14 protein-coding genes are annotated in these 18550 nt (G+C 64.9%); 8 read left to right on the top strand and 6 right to left on the bottom strand.

What is annotated here, in order from left to right; genetic code table 11:
- Window positions 1–86: 86 nt before the first annotated feature.
- The 5 genes from KHO41_RS16600 (at window position 87) to KHO41_RS16580 (ending at window position 3085) form a co-directional block, all read left to right on the top strand.
- The gene (locus KHO41_RS16600; protein ID WP_211954369.1) at window positions 87–860 is read left to right on the top strand and encodes a class II aldolase/adducin family protein; all 774 of its coding nucleotides are present in this window, start codon (window positions 87–89) and stop codon (window positions 858–860) included.
- A gap of 56 nt (window positions 861–916) precedes the next feature.
- Window positions 917–1105 carry a 4-oxalocrotonate tautomerase gene (locus KHO41_RS16595; protein ID WP_244873867.1) on the top strand — a complete coding sequence of 63 codons (189 nt, stop codon included), beginning with the start codon at window positions 917–919 and terminating at the stop codon, window positions 1103–1105.
- Between the two features lie 31 nt (window positions 1106–1136).
- Window positions 1137–2177 (top strand): threonine aldolase family protein, encoded by a 1041-nt coding sequence (locus KHO41_RS16590; RefSeq protein WP_211954368.1) that lies wholly within the window; start codon window positions 1137–1139, stop codon window positions 2175–2177.
- 66 nt (window positions 2178–2243) lie between these two features.
- Window positions 2244–2828, top strand: coding sequence for an NUDIX domain-containing protein (locus tag KHO41_RS16585; protein ID WP_211954367.1), 585 nt, complete (start codon window positions 2244–2246; stop codon window positions 2826–2828).
- 29 nt (window positions 2829–2857) lie between these two features.
- A complete protein-coding gene (locus KHO41_RS16580; RefSeq protein WP_211954366.1) occupies window positions 2858–3085 on the top strand; it encodes a sulfurtransferase TusA family protein in 228 nt (75 codons plus the stop codon).
- Between the two features lie 77 nt (window positions 3086–3162).
- Here the strand turns inward: KHO41_RS16580 and galU are convergent, their stop codons facing one another.
- Both galU and KHO41_RS16570 read right to left on the bottom strand, forming a co-directional pair.
- Entirely contained in the window at window positions 3163–4059 is an 897-nt protein-coding gene (gene galU / locus KHO41_RS16575; protein ID WP_211954365.1) for a UTP--glucose-1-phosphate uridylyltransferase GalU, read from the bottom strand.
- A gap of 115 nt (window positions 4060–4174) precedes the next feature.
- Window positions 4175–7042: a valine--tRNA ligase gene (locus KHO41_RS16570; protein ID WP_211954364.1), complete on the bottom strand. Its 2868-nt coding sequence runs from the start codon at window positions 7040–7042 to the stop codon at window positions 4175–4177.
- Between the two features lie 765 nt (window positions 7043–7807).
- On the opposite strand from KHO41_RS16570, the gene KHO41_RS16565 reads away from it, so the two are divergent.
- On the top strand, window positions 7808–10168 hold the full coding sequence (locus KHO41_RS16565; protein ID WP_211954363.1) for a UvrD-helicase domain-containing protein: 2361 nt from the start codon (window positions 7808–7810) through the stop codon (window positions 10166–10168).
- A gap of 24 nt (window positions 10169–10192) precedes the next feature.
- Here KHO41_RS16565 and KHO41_RS16560 read toward each other — a convergent pair whose 3' ends face one another.
- From KHO41_RS16560 to sauS, 3 genes are all read right to left on the bottom strand, one after another.
- The gene (locus tag KHO41_RS16560; RefSeq protein WP_211954362.1) at window positions 10193–11485 is read right to left on the bottom strand and encodes an MFS transporter; all 1293 of its coding nucleotides are present in this window, start codon (window positions 11483–11485) and stop codon (window positions 10193–10195) included.
- Between the two features lie 262 nt (window positions 11486–11747).
- Entirely contained in the window at window positions 11748–13277 is a 1530-nt protein-coding gene (locus tag KHO41_RS16555) for an acyl--CoA ligase (protein WP_211954361.1), read from the bottom strand.
- Window positions 13274–14743 carry an acylating sulfoacetaldehyde dehydrogenase gene (gene sauS / locus KHO41_RS16550; RefSeq protein WP_211954360.1) on the bottom strand — a complete coding sequence of 490 codons (1470 nt, stop codon included), beginning with the start codon at window positions 14741–14743 and terminating at the stop codon, window positions 13274–13276. The genes KHO41_RS16555 and sauS overlap by 4 nt, the downstream gene beginning before the upstream one ends.
- 209 nt (window positions 14744–14952) lie before the next feature.
- On the opposite strand from sauS, the gene KHO41_RS16545 reads away from it, so the two are divergent.
- Window positions 14953–15711 carry an IclR family transcriptional regulator gene (locus tag KHO41_RS16545; RefSeq protein WP_011297052.1) on the top strand — a complete coding sequence of 253 codons (759 nt, stop codon included), beginning with the start codon at window positions 14953–14955 and terminating at the stop codon, window positions 15709–15711.
- A gap of 213 nt (window positions 15712–15924) precedes the next feature.
- Here the strand turns inward: KHO41_RS16545 and KHO41_RS16540 are convergent, their stop codons facing one another.
- On the bottom strand, window positions 15925–16752 hold the full coding sequence (locus KHO41_RS16540; protein ID WP_211954359.1) for an IclR family transcriptional regulator: 828 nt from the start codon (window positions 16750–16752) through the stop codon (window positions 15925–15927).
- 133 nt (window positions 16753–16885) lie between these two features.
- On the opposite strand from KHO41_RS16540, the gene KHO41_RS16535 reads away from it, so the two are divergent.
- Entirely contained in the window at window positions 16886–18547 is a 1662-nt protein-coding gene (locus KHO41_RS16535; RefSeq protein WP_211954358.1) for a GMC family oxidoreductase, read from the top strand.
- Window positions 18548–18550 lie beyond the last annotated feature (3 nt).

Here is an 18550-nt window from a genome sequence, read left to right as displayed (position 1 = left end):
GCCTTCGCCGCCCTTTTGCGGACTCCGGATTCAGGAAGCCGGGACCAACACCGGCACCAGACACCGGGCGGCGCAGGAGCGACCCCATGTCTTTTACCTTGCAGCCGGCGCGTGCCGCCGGCGCACCCAGCCCAGTCACGCCGGAAGAGCAGCGCGTCCGCGTCGACCTGGCAGCCGCCTATCGGCTGTCGGCACTCCAGGGCTGGGATGACCTGATCTACACCCATATCTCGGCCACGGTTCCCGGCGAGCCGGATCACTTCCTGATCAACCCGTTCGGCTTCGCCTTCGAGGAAATCCGCGCATCGGATCTCGTCAAGATCAATGGCCGCGGCGAGGTGGTCGGCGAGACCGTCCATCCGGTCAACGTGACCGGCTTCGCGCTGCACGGTGCGGTGCACGCGGCACGCGCCGATGCGATGTGCGTCATGCACCTGCACAACACTGCCGGCATCGCGGTGTCGGCACAGGCCGAAGGCCTGCTGCCGCTGTCGCAGCATGCGATGCGTTTCCACGGCCGCATGGCTTACCACGACTACGAAGGCCTCGCGTTCACGCCGGCCGAAGGCGCGCGGCTGACGGCGTCCCTCGGCCAGCAGCAGGCCATGCTCTTGCGCAATCACGGCACGCTCACCGTCGGTCGTACGGTTGCCGAAGCCTATGTGCTGATGGCGACGCTGATCAAGGCATGCGAGGTCCAGATCGGCGCGCAGGCCGGCGGCCGGCTCGTGCGGCCCGCGCCCGGCGTAGCGGAAAGGGCGTCCGAGCAGCTCTACGACAACGGCGCCATCGAAGGCGCGCTGGAGTGGCCGGCGCTGCTGCGCAAACTCGATAGAATCGATCCCTCGTTCCGGGACTGAACGCCCGCGACACACAGACTCAGACAAGCACCCAAGGACAACACAAGGAGCCATGTATGCCGACTTTCCACGTAGAGATGTTTGAAGGCCGCACCATCGAACAGAAGCGCACGTTCGTCGAGGCCGTGACGCGCGTCACGTGCGAGACGCTGGGCTGCGACCCCGCGGCCGTGGACATCATCATCACCGACGTCAAGCGCGAGAACTGGGCCACCGGCGGCGAGCTGTGGGCCGACAAGAAGTAACGACATCAGCCACACACCGCCAGACCCGCCCATGACCAAGCAGCATTTCGCCTCGGACAACTACGCCGGCTTTTGCCCGGAATCGCTGAAGTACTTCCTGGAAGCCAACGGCACGGGCCACGAACAGGCCTATGGCGACGATTCCTGGACGCAGAAGGTCTGCGATCGGATCCGCGACCTGTTCCAGACCGATTGCGAAGTGTTCTTCGTTTTCAACGGCACGGCAGCCAACTCGCTCGCGCTGTCGGCGTTGTGCCAGTCGTACCACTCGGTCATCTGCCACGAACTCGCGCATATCGAGACCGATGAATGCGGCGGGCCGGAGTTCTTCTCCAACGGCTCCAAGCTGCTGACTGCGCCGGGCGAGAACGGCAAGCTCACGCCCGATGCGATCGAGGCACTGGTGACGCGCCGCTCGGACATCCACTATCCGAAGCCCAAGGTGGTGTCGCTGACGCAGTCGACCGAAGTCGGCACCGTCTATACGGTGGAAGAGGTGCGGGCGATTGCCGCGATCGCCAAGCGCCGCCAGCTTCGCGTGCATATGGATGGCGCGCGTTTTGCCAATGCGGTGGCTTCGCTCGGCGTGCATCCGTCGGAAATCACATGGCGCGCTGGCGTGGACGTGCTGTGCTTTGGCGGTACCAAGAACGGGCTGCCGGTGGGCGAGGCGGTGGTCTTCTTCGACCGCCGCCTGGCCGAGGACTTTGCGTACCGCGTCAAGCAGGCCGGCCAGCTCGCGTCGAAGATGCGTTTCATCTCGGCGCCGTGGCTCGGGCTGCTCGAAAACGACGTCTGGCTGTCCAACGCGCGGCACGCCAATGCCATGGCGCAGCTGCTGCAGTCGCGCATTGCCGATATCCCGGGTGTGCGCATCATGTTCCCGACGGAATCCAACGCCGTGTTCGCAGAACTGCCGCTGCCGGCGATCGAGGCGCTGCGCGCAAAGGGCTGGCGCTTCTATACGTTCATCGGTGCGGGCGGCTGCCGTTTCATGTGTGCGTGGGACCTGCAGCCCGAAACGGTCGAGGCGCTTGCGGCCGATATGCGCGCGGCCTGCGCCGCCTGCTGAAACGCGCGCTCAGGGGTAAGATACCGGGCGGTAGCAGAACATAACGAGACACCGAGGAGCTCCCCCATGCAATACCGATTCTGCCCGCAATGCGGCGCGCCGCTCGAGGTGATGCCGCTGTCGGGACGCGAACGCCACGCCTGTATCCAGCCGGAATGCGGCTTCGTGCACTGGAACAATCCGCTGCCGGTGCTGGCGGCGGTCGTCGAGTACGAAGGCAAGCTGCTGCTAGCGCGCAATGCGGCGTGGCCGGAGCAGATGTTCGCGCTGGTCACCGGCTTCCTGGAGCGTGACGAGACCCCCGAACTGGGCGTGGCGCGCGAACTGAAGGAAGAGACGAACCTCGACACCGAAGCCGTGTCGCTGATCGGCGTCTACGAGTTCATGCGCAAGAACGAGCTGATCATTGCCTATCACGTGAAGGCAAGCGGCAACATCGCGCTGTCCGAAGAACTGGCCGAATACAAGCTGGTTGCGCCGGAAAACATGCGCATCTGGTCGGCCGGCACCGGCTTTGCTGTCGCCGACTGGCTGCAGGCGCGCGGTTATCCGGTGCGCTTCTTCGATCGCCGCACGGGCGAGGACATCCCTGATCCGCGCCAGCCGAGTGACTTCAGCGTCCTGAGCGGTTCGCTACAATATCGAGTCTGAAGACTGAAAAAAGAGCAAGGAAGAGAGGAATGGAGTTCCAGAAAGAAGTGGATGCGCGTGGCCTGAACTGCCCGCTGCCGATCCTGCGTACCAAGAAGGCGCTTGCCGACATGGCCAGCGGTGATGTGCTCAAGGTGCTGGCCACCGACCCGGGCGCCACGCGCGATTTCCAGGCCTTTGCCAAGCAGACCGGCAACGAGCTGCTGTCGCACCAGGAAATCGACAAGGTGTTCGTGTTCTACATGCGCCGCCGTTGATTGCCTGACCGCCTCCCGGCCAGATAACAGAAAAGCCGCCCTTGGGCGGCTTTTCTCATGATGGGCTGGGTGGATGCTCAGGCCATCGTGCCGTCGGCGAGGTAGGTGCCGCGGTGTTCGAGGTAATCGCGGAAACCAGCGCTGACTTCCGGGTGCTTCAGCGCGTACTCGACCGTTGCCTTCAGGTAGCCGAGCTTGCTGCCGCAGTCATAGCGCGTGCCCTGGTAGCGGTAGGCCAGCACCTGCTCCTGGCTCAGCAGCGACTGGATCGCGTCGGTCAGCTGGAATTCGCCCCCGGCGCCCGGCTTCAGTTCGCGCAGGTGGTCGAAGATGCGCGGCGTCAGGATATAGCGGCCGACCACGCCCAGGTTTGACGGGGCATCTTCGGGCGCCGGCTTCTCCACGATGCCGGACATCTTGATCACGCCTTCGTCCCATTCGCGGCCATCGACCACGCCATACGAACGGCTTTGTTCCGGGGCGATTTCTTCCACGCCGAGCACCGAGCAGTTGTAGTGGTTGTAGAGATCGACCATCTGCCTCATCACCGGCGGCGTGCCGTCGATCAGGTCATCGGCTAGCATGACCGCGAACGGGGCTTCGCCGACGAGCTTGGCCGCGCACAGCACGGCATGGCCCAGGCCCAGCGCTTCAGGCTGGCGCACGTAGTAGCACTCCACGTTAGCTGGCTTGATCGAACGCACCACGTCGAGCAGGGCCTGCTTGTTCTTGGCCTCCAGCTCCACTTCCAGCTCGAAGGCCTTGTCGAAGTGGTCTTCGATCGCGCGCTTGGAGCGGCCGGTTACGAAGATCATCTCGGTGATGCCGGCAGCCATGGCTTCTTCCACGGCGTACTGGATCAGCGGCTTGTCGACCACTGGCAGCATTTCCTTGGGGCTGGCCTTGGTGGCGGGCAGAAAGCGGGTGCCCAGGCCCGCGACCGGGAAGACGGCCTTGGTAACGCGATTTTCCATGTCAGCTTTTCCTTCGGATTCGACTTGTAACCCTGCCGGATACTGCGGGGGTCGTCTGTCAGGTTCCGTCCGACGTCAGGCGGACGGAAACCGACATACCCACAGTAGTTCCCGTTCAGGCCGGCAGGCGCTGCAGTTGGTCCTGCAGCTTGGCCAGTGTCTGCTCGAAATCGGACAGACGCTGCGTTTCCTGCGCCACCACGGCGGGCGGCGCCTTGGCGACAAAGCTCTCGTTCGACAGCTTGCCACGGCACTTGCCGATCTCGCCGCCGATGCGCTCGATTTCCTTCGACAGACGCACGCGCTCGGCGGCGACATCGATCTCGATCTTCAGCAGCAGGTGGTTGCCACCAACGATGGCGACCGGTGCGCCGGCGCCTTCGGCTTGCAAGGTGGCGTCATCTTCGAATACGCGCACCTCGGAAAGTTTCGCCAGCGCCTGAATATGCGCGCTGGCCGCGCGCAGGAATTCGGTGTCGCCCTGCGCATAAAGCGGAATGCGCTGCGCCGGCGAAATATTCATCTCACCGCGCAAGTTGCGGCAGGCATCGACCACGGCCTTGAGCTGCGTGACCCATTGCTCGGCCGCTTCGTCGATCTTGGCCATGGCCGGCAGCGGGTAAGCCTGCTGCGCGATGCTCTCGGCGCCGTCGCCCTTGGCGCGGCCGGCCAGCGGGGCGACCTTCTGCCAGAGTTCTTCCGTGATGAATGGAATGATCGGATGCGCCAGGCGCAGTACCGTCTCGAGCACGCGCAGCAGCGTCCGGCGCGTGGCGCGCTGCTGGGCTTCGGTACCGTTCTGGATCTGCACCTTGGCCAGTTCGAGGTACCAGTCGCAGTACTCGTCCCAGACGAACTTGTAGATCGCGCTGGCGATGTTGTCGAAGCGGTACTCGGCAAAGCCCTTCTCGACCTCGGCTTCCACGCGCTGCAGCAGCGACACGATCCAGCGGTCGGCCTGCGAGAAGTGCAGGTAGCCGTCCGGGCCGCAGTCGTTGTTGCACGGGCCCATGCCGCAGTCATGGCCTTCGGTGTTCATCAGCACGAAGCGCGTGGCGTTCCACAGCTTGTTGCAGAAGTTGCGGTAGCCCTCGCAGCGGCCGGTGTCGAAGTTGATGTTGCGGCCAAGCGTGGCCAGCGACGCGAACGTGAAGCGCAGCGCGTCGGCGCCGAAGGCCGGAATGCCTTCCGGGAATTCCTTCTTGGTCTTTTTCTCGATCTTCGGCGCGTCCTTCGGACGGCGCAGGCCCGTGGTGCGCTTCTTGAGCAGCGTGTCGAGGTCGATACCGTCGATCAGGTCCACCGGGTCCAGCGTATTGCCCTCGGACTTGCTCATCTTCTTGCCTTCCGAGTCGCGCACCAGGCCGTGCACGTACACGGTATGGAACGGCACCTGGCCGGTGAAGTGCTTGGTCATCATGACCATGCGCGCCACCCAGAAGAAGATGATGTCGTAGCCGGTGACCAGCACCGACGACGGCAGGAAGTGCTTGAGTTCCGGCGTCTCTTCAGGCCAGCCAAGCGAGGAGAACGGCACCAGTGCCGAGGAGAACCACGTGTCGAGCACGTCTTCCTCGCGGCGCAGCGCGCCGGTGCTGCCGGCGGCCTTTGCCTTGGCCTGCGCTTCTTCCTCGGTGCGGGCGACGAAGCAGTTGCCGGCATCGTCGTACCACGCCGGGATCTGATGGCCCCACCACAGCTGGCGCGAGATGCACCAGTCCTGGATATTGGCCAGCCACTGGTTGTAGGTGCTGTTCCAGTTCTCGGGGACCAGCTTGATCTCGCCGCTCTGCACGGCGTCGAGCGCCACTTCGGCGATCGAGCGGCCCGGGTAGAACGTGCCTTCCGGCGCCGGCTTGCTCATCGCGACGAACCACTGGTCGGTCAGCATCGGCTCGATCGCGCTGCCCGTGCGCTCGCTGCGAGGCGTCATCAGCTTGTGCTTCTTGGTCTCGACCAGCAGGCCCTGCGCTTCGAGGTCGGCGACGATGGCCTTGCGGGCGTCGTAGCGGTCCTGGCCGGCGTAGTTGCCGGGGGCATCGGCAGTGATCTTCGCGTCCAGCGTGAGGATCGAAATCTGCGGCAGGTTGTGGCGTTGGCCGACGGCGTAGTCGTTGAAGTCATGCGCTGGCGTCACCTTGACCACGCCGGTACCGAATTCACGGTCGACGTACTCGTCGGCGATCACGGGGATGCGGCGGCCGGTCAGCGGCAGCTCGACTTCCTTGCCGATCAGGTGCGCATAGCGCTCGTCTTCGGGGTGAACCATGACGGCCACGTCACCGAGCATGGTCTCGGGGCGGGTGGTCGCAACGGTCAGGTGGGTCAGGCCGCCCTTGGCATCGGCCTCGACCAGCGGATAGCGGATATGCCACAGGAAGCCGTCTTCCTCGACGCTGTCGACTTCCAGGTCCGATACGGCGGTGCCCAGCACCGGATCCCAGTTGACCAGGCGCTTGCCGCGGTAGATCAGGCCCTGTTCAAACAGGCGCACAAACACCTCGGTGACCGCCTTCGACATGTCGGGCGACATCGTGAAGTACTCGCGGGTCCAGTCGATCGACGCGCCCATGCGGCGCACCTGGCGCGTGATGGTCGAACCCGACTCTTCCTTCCACGCCCAGACCTTCTCGGTGAACTTCTCGCGTCCGAGGTCATGGCGCGATACGCCTTGTGCCTCGAGCTGGCGCTCGACCACGATCTGCGTGGCAATGCCCGCGTGGTCCGTGCCCGGTACCCACAGCGTGTTCGCGCCCAGCATGCGGGCATGGCGGGTCAGGCCGTCCATGATCGTCTGGTTGAACGCGTGGCCCATATGCAGCGTGCCGGTCACATTGGGCGGCGGCAGCTGGATGGCGAAATCGGGCTTGGCCGGGTCGAGCGTCGGCTGGGCGATGCCGCGCTTCTCCCACTCGGGGCCCCACTTCGCCTCGATGGCGGCGGGTTCGAAGCTCTTGGCAAGGGACTGGTCTTGGGCGGTCATGCTGGGGATGTCGATGTTTGGCGTCTGGGCTTGTCGCAGGCGGAGTGCTTTGGCCTGCGCCTGGCGCGGCCTTGGGTGCAATGCGCCAGTAAAACGTTAAATTATACGGAACGTCGTGGGGTGGGGAGGAAAACGTTCGCTTCGCGGGGTGGGGAGGTCGGTATAATTTGGGGTTTGGTTTTTTGTGTTTGTGGGGTGTCGTTCTTGGCGGGCGCTGCTGTTTCGCCGGCGTAGCCGGCGAGTCACTTTTTGCCCGAGCGACAAAAAGTAACCAAAAAGCGCGTCGTTGCCGCTGGCCATCAATTCCACGGTGGCAGTCGTTCAAACGGCTTTGGACGCCTGCCACGGTGGTCAGCAGTTCGACCCTGCTACGCCATGTGAGTCAGAGCCTGTGCCTTGCGCGGTACGACTTTTGTACGATCCCCAAGACGGACTCGGGTACAGCGTTTCAATAGCGCCAGCGGTGGGACGCCTTCGGCTGCTGCGCGCGCGTCCTGGTCGGTTTGGGGGTGGACATCAGCCGGAGCGACGTTGCTACCGTCCCTCAAACCTTCCTATCGGTACCACTCCCAGTTCAGCGATTTCGAAGGAGGTGGGTTCTACGAGCTTGGGCTTGCGCCCGCAGGAGACGCGCTTTTTGGTTACTTTTTGTCGCTCGGACAAAAAGTGACTCGACGGCTACGCCGGCGAAACAGCAGCGTCTGCCAAGAACCACCACCTCCAAAACACCAAAACCGACAAACCGCCATTCCCCCATATCCCTGAATGTCCGATCTGCTCGCCAACCTGAACGCCGAACAACTCGCTGCCGTCACGCTGCCTGACGAGCCGGCCCTGATCCTGGCCGGCGCGGGCAGCGGCAAGACGCGCGTGCTGACCACACGCATCGCGTGGCTGATCCAGAACGGACGGGTGTCGCCGGCGGGCGTACTCGCGGTGACCTTTACCAACAAGGCCTCGAAGGAGATGCAGACGCGGTTGTCGTCGATGCTGCCGATCAACACGCGCGGCATGTGGATCGGCACTTTCCACGGCCTGTGCAACCGCATGCTGCGTGCACATTTCCGCGACGCGGGCCTGCCGCAGACGTTCGCCATCCTCGATACCCAGGACCAGCTCTCGGCGCTCAAGCGGCTGATGAAGGCCCTCAATGTCGACGACGAGAAGTACCCGGCCAAGAACCTGCAGTACTTCATCAACAACGCCAAGGAGCAGGGCCTGCGCCCCGCGGACGTTGAGGCGAACGATGACTTCAACCGCCGCTTCGTTGACCTGTACGCCGCCTACGACCAGCAATGCCAGCGCGAGGGGGTGGTGGACTTCGCCGAGCTGCTGCTGCGCTGCTACGAGCTGCTGCGCTACAACGACGCCATTCGCCAGCATTACCAGCACCGCTTCCGCCATGTGCTGGTGGACGAGTTCCAGGACACCAACGTGTTGCAGTACCAGTGGCTCAAGCTGCTGGCTGGCTATGGCACGCAGAACCCGGCGGCGGTGTTCGCCGTGGGCGACGACGATCAGAGCATCTACGCATTCCGCGGCGCGAACGTCGGCAATATGCGCGACTTCGAGGAAGAGTTCCGCGTGCGCAGGCTGATCAAGCTCGAGCAGAACTACCGCTCGCATGGCCATATCCTCGATTCGGCCAACCACCTGATCTCGCACAACGCGCGCCGCCTGGGCAAGAACCTGCGCACCGACGCCGGCCACGGCGAACCGGTGCGCGTGTTTCAGGCCGGCACCGACGGGCAGGAGGCGGGCTGGATGGTCGAGGAGATCCGCGACCAGATCGCGCAGGGCATGAGCCGCGCGGAGATCGCCATCCTGTATCGCAGCAACGCGCAGTCGCGCGTGATCGAACATGCGCTGTTCTCGGCGGGCATTGCGTACCGCGTGTATGGCGGCCTGCGATTCTTCGAGCGCGCTGAAATCAAGCACGCGCTGGCCTACCTGCAACTGCTTGAGAATCCGCGCAACGATGCGGCCTTTGGCCGCGTGGTGAATTTCCCCGCGCGTGGCATTGGCGCGCGTTCGCTGGAGCAACTGCAGGACGCCGCGCGCCAGTACAACTGCTCGCTGGCTGAGGCCGTGGCCTATGTGCCGGGTGCGGCCGGCAGCAAGCTGGCCGCCTTCGTCCGCCTGATCGAGCAGATGCGCGCCGAGACGCGCCGCATGACGCTGGCCGAGACGGTCGAGCACGTGACCAATGCCAGCGGGCTGATCACGCATTACCGCGGCGAGAAGGAAGGCCAGGACCGCATCGAGAACTTGCAGGAACTGGTGACCGCGGCGCAGGCGTTCGTCGTGGAAGAGGGTTATGGGCTGGAGGCGCTTGCTTCGGTGATTCCGGTCGGCTTCGAGTCGCGCGCGGCACAGGCGACGCCGCTGCCGGCCGAAGGCGATCAGGTCCAGCAGGTGCTGGACCCCGAGGCGCTGCCGGTGGTCATGACGCCGCTGGTCGCCTTCCTCACGCACGCTTCGCTTGAAGCCGGCGACAACCAGGCTCAGGCTGGCCAGGATGCGGTGCAGATGATGACCGTGCACGCGGCCAAGGGCCTCGAGTTCAACGTGGTGTTCATCACCGGGCTGGAGGAGGGGCTGTTCCCGCACGAGAACAGCAAGACCGACACCGACGGGCTCGAGGAAGAGCGCCGGCTGATGTACGTGGCCATCACGCGCGCGCGCGAGCGGCTGTACCTGTCGTTCGCGCAGAGCCGCGTGCTGCACGGCCAGATGCGCTACCACGTGCGCTCCCGCTTCTTCGAGGAGTTGCCCGAAGAGGCGCTGAAGTGGCTCACGCCGCAGCAGTCGAGCTATGGCGGCGTACGGCGAGAGGAGCGGGACAACGCATGGGGCCGTGACTGGTTCCGCAAGCCGGAAGACGTGCCGTATTCGGGTAACAAGCCGACCGGCGGCATGGACACTGGCAACGGCTATGCGGATGCCAAGCGCGAATCCGGCACCGGCTTCCGGGTCGGCCAGCAGGTGTTCCACAACAAGTTCGGGGAAGGCGTGATCAAGGCGCTCGAAGGCGACGGTGCGGATGCCCGTGCCCAGATCAACTTCAAGCGCCACGGCGCCAAGTGGCTCGCGCTCGCGGTGGCGAAGCTGGACCCGATCAACTGATCGGGCCCGACTTCTCATGCCGGATCAGGGGAAGGCAGGCCGGACTTCGGCCGCCTTTTCCTCGGGCGTGTCCACCGTCTTCAGCGGGTTGATGAACAGTGCCGCGATCGCGCCGACGCCGAGCAGCGCCGCCGAGATCATGAACGGCAGGTTGTAGCTGCCCGTGGTCTCGATCAGGTAGCCGAACGCCACCGGCGAGATCATGCCGGCCAGCCCGAAACCCGTATTCATCATGCCGCCCGCGGTGCCAGCGTACTTGCCGGCGATGTCGAGCGGCAGGCTCCACAGCACGGCGTTGGTCAGCTCCAGGAAGAAGAACGACAGCGACAGCAGGATCACCGCGTTGACCGCGTCGGCCGTGTAGGTCATCGGCACGATGAACATCAGCGAGCCGGCGAGCCCGAGGAACAGAATCGATCCGCGCGCCAGGCGCAGGTTGCCGGTGCGCTTGTAGATGCGGTCCGACAGCACGCCGCCGAGCGTGTCGCCGACCACGCCCGCCATCAGCGGCAGCGCCGTGAACAGCGCAAGTTGCTTGAGGTCGAAGCCGCGCGCTTCCTTCAGGTAAGAGGGCAGCCAGGTCAGGTACACCCACAGCGACCAGCCGTAGCAGAAGTCCACGAACGTCACCAGCCACATGCGCCGGAACAGGCGCCGCCACGGCGTCGCCGCCTTGGCCGAGCGTTGGCATTCGCCGCGACGGTAGCCGATCTCCTGCAGTTCCTGCGGCGTCACGCGCTTGTGCTCGTCGGGCGAGTCCTTGAACACGGTGGCGTAGAGCAGGGTCCAGCCGAGGCTGACCGCGCCGAGCACGATGAACGCTTCACGCCAGCCGGAGGTCGCCACGATGGCGAGCACGATCGGCGGCGTGATGGCTCCGCCAAGTCGAGCGAAGCTGTGCGTGATGCCCTGCGCGAAGCCGCGCTCGGCCACGGGCATCCAGTACGTGAATGCGCGCGTCGCGGTCGGGAACGCGCCGCCTTCGCCGATACCAAGCACGAAGCGCAGCACCACCAGCATCATTACGCTGCCGGCGAAGCCGGTCATCACGGTAGCCACGCCCCAGATCAGCGACAGCACGATCAGCACTTTTTTGGGTCCGAACTTGTCGGACAGCCAGCCGCCCAGGATCTGCATGGCGGCATACGGGTACGCAAAAGCGGAGAACACCAGGCCGAGCTGCGATGACGTCAGTCCCATCTCTTCGCGGATCAGCGGGGCGGCGACCGAGATGTTGACGCGGTCGATATAGGCGATGAAATACATCAGGCACATGACGCCGAGGATCATATGCCGGGTCTTGATGCGTTGCTTCATACCACCTCCTTTGCGCGGCTGCCGCGCGTGGCGTTGACGGGGCGGCCGCCCGGCGCATTGGTCCATTGCCATGCGCATTCGGGTGGCCGGGGGCGCGGCGTCTGCCGTGCTGCCCCGTCCTTGAGCAATCTGCTGTCTGTCGGGTTACCGGATAAGTCTTGTCTCCTGTTCCGGTGCGGTGCGAGTCGATGTTCTCCTTGGCAATGGTTGTGGACCGGGATGCCGCAGCGCGGATGTTCCGGGGATTCGAGGAATCAGGCGGTCACGCGGGATCGAGCAGCTTGAGCCGCTGCACCTTGCCGGACGGGCCGCGCGGCAGTTCGGTGATGAAGCGGAACTCCTTCGGCGTCTTGTAGCGGCCCAGTTCGCGCAGGCAATGCGCGCGCAGTGCGGCGTCATCGCACGGCGTGGCATCGCGCATGACGACGAAGGCGACGATCTCCTGCCCGTACGCCGGATCCGGCACGCCGACCGCGGCGGCTTCGAGTACCGCGGGGTGACGTAGCAGCGCTTCGTCGATCTCGCGCGGAGCGATGTTCTCGCCGCCCTTGATGATCAGTTCCTTCGCGCGGCCCGTGATGTAGAAGTAGCCATCGGCATCGCGGTAGCCGAGATCGCCCGTGCGCAGCCAGCCGTCGTGCGTGAAGGCGTCGCGCGTGATGTCGGGCGCCTTGTAGTAACCGGCCATCACGTTCTCGCCTTGCAGCACGATCTCGCCGATCTGCCCGTCATCGACCGGCTTGCCGTCACGCCCCAGCACGCGCGCACGCGTTCCTGACGGCCGGCCGATGCTGCCGATGCGCCTTTGCCCGGGATCGAGCGGATTGCTGAACGCGGGCGCGGCGGTCTCGGTCATACCCATGGTCTCGATCACGCCGATGCCGAAGCGATCCTCGAACTCGCGATGGTGTTCGGGCGGCAATGCGGCCGACGCCGAGCGGCAGAAGCGCACCCCTGCCGGCGCCTTGCCGTCGGGATCATTGAGCAGGTAGGCGATGATGGTTGGCACTACGTTGAGCCAAGTGCAGCTGTGGCGCGTGATGTCGTTCCAGAATGAACTGGCCGAGAAGCGTGTCGGCATCACCACCGAGCCGCCGTGGACCAGTGGCGCGATCGCCGTCACGACGAGGCCGTTGATGTGGTACAGCGGCAGCGTTGCCAGCACCCGATCGGCCGGGCCGAGCGCATGCTCGCGGCTGACGTTGGCGCCGTTCGTAGCGAGGTTGTGGTGCGTGAGCAGGACGCCCTTTGGCGTGCCTGTCGTGCCCGATGTGTACATCAGCAACGCGGGCGCGTCCGGCTCGGGCCGCGGCAGCGGGTGTGCATCGCTTCGTATTGCTGGCAGCTCTGGCAGGTCCGTGTCATCGGGTGCGGTGACCACCACGGGCACATCGAGTCCGGCTTCGCGCAGCGCCTCGCGGATTGCAGCTTCGCCGCCGGCCCACGTGAAGATGAGCCGCGTGTCCGAATGCGACAGGATGTAGCGCAGCTGCGCTGGCTGGCACAGCAGGTTGATCGGGTTGACGACCAGCCCGCACGCCATCGTGCCTAGCAACAGCCGGGCGGTCTGTTCGCCGTTGGGCAGGTAGACCGACACGGTCTGCCCGCTCGCCAGTCCGGCTGCCGCATAGTGTTTGCCGAGTACGTCCGCATCAGCGGCCAGCGCGCCAAACGTCAGCGCATGACCGTTGTCGGGAGAGAGCAGATACGGCTGGTCCGGCCACTGCGCGGCGCGCGAAGTCATCAACGTGGCCAGGCTTTCGAAGGCTTGGGGTTCGACGCGCGCGTTCATTGGCCGACCCTCGCAAAGTAGTCGCCGAGCAATTCGGCTTCATCGGGCACGCGCTCGGCGATGGGTTCGGCAATGCGCGTGATATTGAGGTACTGGCGCCAGCCGAGGTTGTCCGAGAAATTGTTGCCGCCCCAGGTGCCGCAGCCCATTGACAGCGAGAACGGCAGCCCGTTGTCGAAGTTGCCGCCCGTGGCGAAGCAGTGCGCCTGGTTGACGATCACGCGCGCTACAGGCAGTTCAAGCCCAAGCTGTTGCGCCTGACGCGCGTTGCTGGTGTGCAGGCTGACCGAATGCCCAGCGCCCATGTAGTCGTAAAGGCGCGACACGGTGTCGACTGCCGCCGCAAAGTCGGCAGCGCGGTAAAGCGTCAGCACGGGCGAGAGCTTTTCTCCGGAGAACGGGAAGTCGCTGCCTACGCCGCTTTCCTCGACGAGCAGCATGGTCGGCTGCTGGTCGCGCACGCGTTCGAGCCCGGCAAGTTCTGCAATGCGCCGCGCGCTTTGCCCCGTGGCTTCGCCGGCGAGCTTGCCGTTCTGCCACATCAGTGCCTGCAGCCGCGCTTTCTCGGTCGACGTGAGCAGCACGCCACCGACCGCGGCCAGTGCCCTGAGCATGGGCTTGTAGACCGCGTCGAGCACGACGAGGCTGTTCTCCGACGAGCAGCTTGTGGCGTTATCAAATGTCTTCGAGCGCACGATCTTCGCCGCGGCATCATCGAGTGCGGCGCTGGTATCGATGATCGAAGCCACGTTGCCCGCACCCACGCCGAACGCGGGCGTGCCGCTGGTGTACGCCATGCGCACATTGGCCTGCGAGCCCGTGGCGACGATCAGGTCGGCTTGCCGCATCAGCTCCGCCGTGGCCGCCTTCGAGACCGGCGACGGCAGCATCTGTACGAGATCGGCAGGCAGTCCCGCTCTTGCGAACTCGGCATGGATGAACGACAGCAGCAGCTCGCATGTGCCCTGGCCCTTCGGCGATGGCGCGACGATCACACTGTTGCCGCACTTGAGCGCGTTGAGGATCTTGTTAGCCGGTGTGGCGGCGGGATTTGTCGACGGCGTGATGGCCGCTACCACGCCCACGGGCCGCGCGATCTCGGTGATGCCCTTATCGACATCCTGCGAGATCACACCGACCGTCTTGCGGCCGTGCAGATCGCGCAGCAGCCCCAGCGTCTTGCGGTAGTTCTTGCGGATCTTGTCCTCGACATTGCCGAGTCCCGTGTCGGCCACGGCGCATTCGGCGAGCCGGCGGTTGCGCGCGGGCTCCATGATGGCCCACGCGGCCGCCGCCACGGCGGTGTCGATGGTGGCCTGGTCGGCACGCGCGAATTCGCGCTGCGCCTGCCTGGCCCGCGCGACGACTTCGGCGACGGTCTGCGCCGTCTGGTCGCGATCAGTCGTTGCGGCTAGGGACAAATCGGGATTGTTGGACTGCCGGTGACGCAGTATTTGCACACTCATGGATCGACTCCGCGGTTTGGACGGTGGGGTCCCGCGGCTTCCGCGTGGCTCGCTGTGTGGCGGATTGCGCTGGCCCCGGATCGAATCTAGTGAAGCCCGCGCGGTGGTTCGTCCCAATTTGTGCGCTTTCGCGAGCGCCGGAACGATGTGCAACACGGAACGCAGTTTTCGGGACGTCAGGGCGTCCCGGAATCCTATAAATTGAATCCATGAGCAATCATTCGAACGCCGCCGCGGTGCGCGCCTTCCGCATTCTCGAGATCCTGTCCATGGCAGAAGAGCCGCTTTCGCTCGCGGACATCGTGCAGGAGATCGGGCTGCCGAAGCAGACTGTGCATCGCCTCCTCAAGCAGCTCGAAAGCACGTGGCTGGTGTCGCGCACGGCGGGCAGCCGGTATTACGAATGCTCGTCACGCGTGCGGCAGTTCGCGGTCAATGTGCTGATGCAGGCGGGGCCTGCGGCGGCGCGGCATGCCATCCTGCAGCAACTGGTCGACAAGGTTGGCGAGACCTGCAACCTGACGATGCTGTCCGGTGATGACGTGGTCTATCTCGATCGCGTGGAAACGCAGTGGCCGTTGCGGATGCACTTGCAGCCGGGCTCGCGGGTGCCGTTGCATTGCTCGGCGAGCGGGAAGTTGTTGTTGGCGTTCTTGCCGTGTGCGCAGCGTGAGAGGGTGATTGCTGGATTGCCGTTGCGGGCGCAGTCGGCGAACACGATTACCGATGTGGAGGTTCTTCGTTCCGAACTTGCCGAGACGCGGCGGCGGCGGCTTGGGGTCAATAATCAGGAGAACCTGCAGGGGATGATTGCTGTGGCGGTGCCCGTGATGCTGAACCGTAATCGCGCTTGCGCTGCTATCGCTGTGCAGGCGCCGCTGGCGCGGATGTCGATGGATCGGTTGTATGAGTTCGTGCCGGATTTGAGGTCTGCTGCTGAAGAGATGGGGCGGACGTTTAGTGAGTGATGGGGTGGCGTGCTTGGCAGGCGCTGCTGTTTCGCCGGCGGAGCCGGCGAGTCACTTCTTGTCCAAGCGACAAGAAGTAACCAAGAAGCGCGTTTCCTGCGGGCACACGCCCAAGCACGTAGGGATCGCTTCCTTCGAAATCGCTGATCTGGGAGTGGTGCCTAAATCAGGCTGCTGAGGCGAGGCGATCGTCATTGGTTTGCCAGCACCCGATCACGCGACGCACAGCACCTCTCCCATGTTTTTGGCTGCGCTTTCCAGTACGGGCGCTGCCCGCATCAATGCTTCCAGCGGCTTGCGCGCTGTAGGTGCGTGGCAGGCGATTGCCGCAATCACGCGGCCTTGACCGTTGCTTGTAGTTGGCTCCCTTACGGGCACTGCTACGGCGCACATGCCTCGCACGAATTCTTCGTTGTCTACGCCGATGCCGCGTGTGCGGACGCGGTCGAGTTCGGCTTCGAGCAGCGTGGGGTCGGAGATCGTTCGCGGCGTGTTCGCGGTCAGCGGCAGGTACTTCAACGTCTGCTGCCGTTCGAGCCGGTTCATGGCCGACAGGAACAGCTTGCCGCTTGCCGTGCAATGCAGCGGCACGTGCACGCCCGGTGACAGCTGCAATCTCAGTGGCTCGTGGGTTTCTACTCGCTCGATATAGAGCACCTGGTCGCCGTGGAGTGCGGTGAGGTTGCAGGTCTCGCCCAGCGCTGCGACGACTGAGCCGAGGATGGCGCGGCACTCGCGCAATACCTGCGGGCTTTTCAGCGTCTGGAGTGCCAGGCCCGCGGCGCGTGGTCCGGGCACGAATCCTCGCTCGGGCGGTAGCTGCGTGACAAAGCCGGCGCGCTCCATGGCGCCGAGCAGGCGCATCAGCGTGGCCTTGGGCACGTGCAGGCGCTGGGTGAGCTGGGACAGCGTCTGCGGGTGCTGCGCACGCGCCAGGCTTTCCAGCACTACCAGCACGCGCAACGCGCGGGCTTCGTCGTCTGCGGGTTCTCCCTCTGCTGCACTGCACTTCTGAAACGGAATTCCCACGTTCTGTTTCATTTCGGGCGCCTTTTGTCGATTTCACTTCCCCAGTCACGGTTGATTACCAAAAATCCGGAAATCGGAACAAGCCGTTTCATTATAAGAGAGCCGCTGGCGACGTCCAGCCGGTGAAACCAGGAGACAAGCGACCATGTCGCAAACCGTTGACTACATCGTCGTGGGCGCCGGCTCGGCCGGCTGCGTGCTGGCCAACCGGCTCAGCGAGGATGGCAAGCACTCCGTCTGCCTGCTGGAGGCGGGACCGCCGGACAGCTATCCGTGGATCCATATCCCGATCGGCTACGGCAAGACGATGTTCCACAAGCAGGTGAACTGGGGCTTCTACACCGACCCGGACCCCAACATGCTGAACCGGCGCATCTACTGGCCAAGGGGCCGCACGCTCGGTGGCAGCAGCGCGATCAATGGACTCATCTATGTGCGCGGCCAGCGCGAAGACTATGACCGCTGGGAAGCGCAGGGCAACTCTGGCTGGGGCTGGGACGAGTGCCTGCCGTATTTCCGCAAGCTCGAGAACAACGACCGCGGGGCAGGGCCGACGCGCGGCACGGAAGGGCCGCTCAATGCGACCTCGATCGACCGGCAGCATCCTCTTGTCGATGCCTTCATCGGCGCCGGGCAGGCGCTTGGGCTGCCGCGCAAGGGTGACTTCAACAATGGCGACCAGGAGGGCGTCGGCTACTACCAGCTCACCACGCGCAATGGCTGGCGCTGCTCCACGGCGGTCGCCTACCTGCGTCCGGCGCGCTCGCGGCCGAACCTGCGCGTGGAGACGGGGGCGCATACGACGGCCATCCTGTTCGAAGGCAAACGCGCCGTGGGCGTGCGCTATGTGAAGGACGGGCAGCCGTATATCTTGCGCGCAGCACGCGAGGTGGTGCTGTGCGCGGGTGCACTGCAGTCGCCGCAACTGCTGCAGCTATCGGGCGTTGGTCCGGCGCCGCTGCTGCAGGAAATGGGGATTCCCGTGGTGCACGCGTTGCCCGGTGTTGGCGAGAACCTGCAAGACCATCTGCAGATCCGGCTGATCTACGAAGTGGCTCGCCCCATCACGACCAACGACCAGTTGCGCACGCTGTGGGGCAAGGCGCGCATGGGGCTGGAATGGCTGCTGCAACGCAAGGGCCCGCTCGCGGTTGGCATCAACCAGGGCGCGATGTTCTGCCGCGTGCTGCCCGATGAAAGCGCGACACCCGATACGCAGTTCCACTTCGCCACGCTGTCGGCGGATATGGCCGGCGGCAGCGTGCATCCGTTCTCGGGCTGCACGTATTCGGTTTGCCAACTGCGGCCCGAGTCGCGCGGCGCGGTGCGCATTCGTTCCACCGATCCGTTTGCCTCGCCGTCGATCCAACCCAACTACCTGTCGACCGATCTGGACCGCCGCAGTGTCATCGCCGCCGTCCGATTCGCTCGGCAGGTCGCGCAGACCGAGCCGATGCGCACGCTGATGAAGCGCGAGTTCCGTCCCGGCGACGACGTGCGCACCGACGACGAGATCCTGCATTTCTGCCGCGAGTACGGTGCCACGATCTTCCATCCGTCCGGCACGGCGAAGATGGGCCCGGGCAGCGATCCGCTCGCGGTGGTCGACGCACGGTTGCGCGTGCATGGCGTGGCCGGCCTGCGCGTGGTCGATTGCTCCGTCATGCCGACGCTGGTGTCCGGCAATACCAATGTGCCGGTCGTGATGATGGCCGAGCGCGCGGCGGATTTCATTCGCGAAGATGCGCGGCACGAGAGGACCGGGGCCACGGTCGCCGATGCTGCGCCGGTGGCGCTGGCCGCATGAGAC

This window comes from Cupriavidus numazuensis (assembly GCF_905397435.1).
Classification (GTDB): domain Bacteria; phylum Pseudomonadota; class Gammaproteobacteria; order Burkholderiales; family Burkholderiaceae; genus Cupriavidus; species Cupriavidus numazuensis.
Note: the sequence above shows the minus strand (reverse complement) of the source record. Positions and strands in the feature narration are given on the sequence as shown.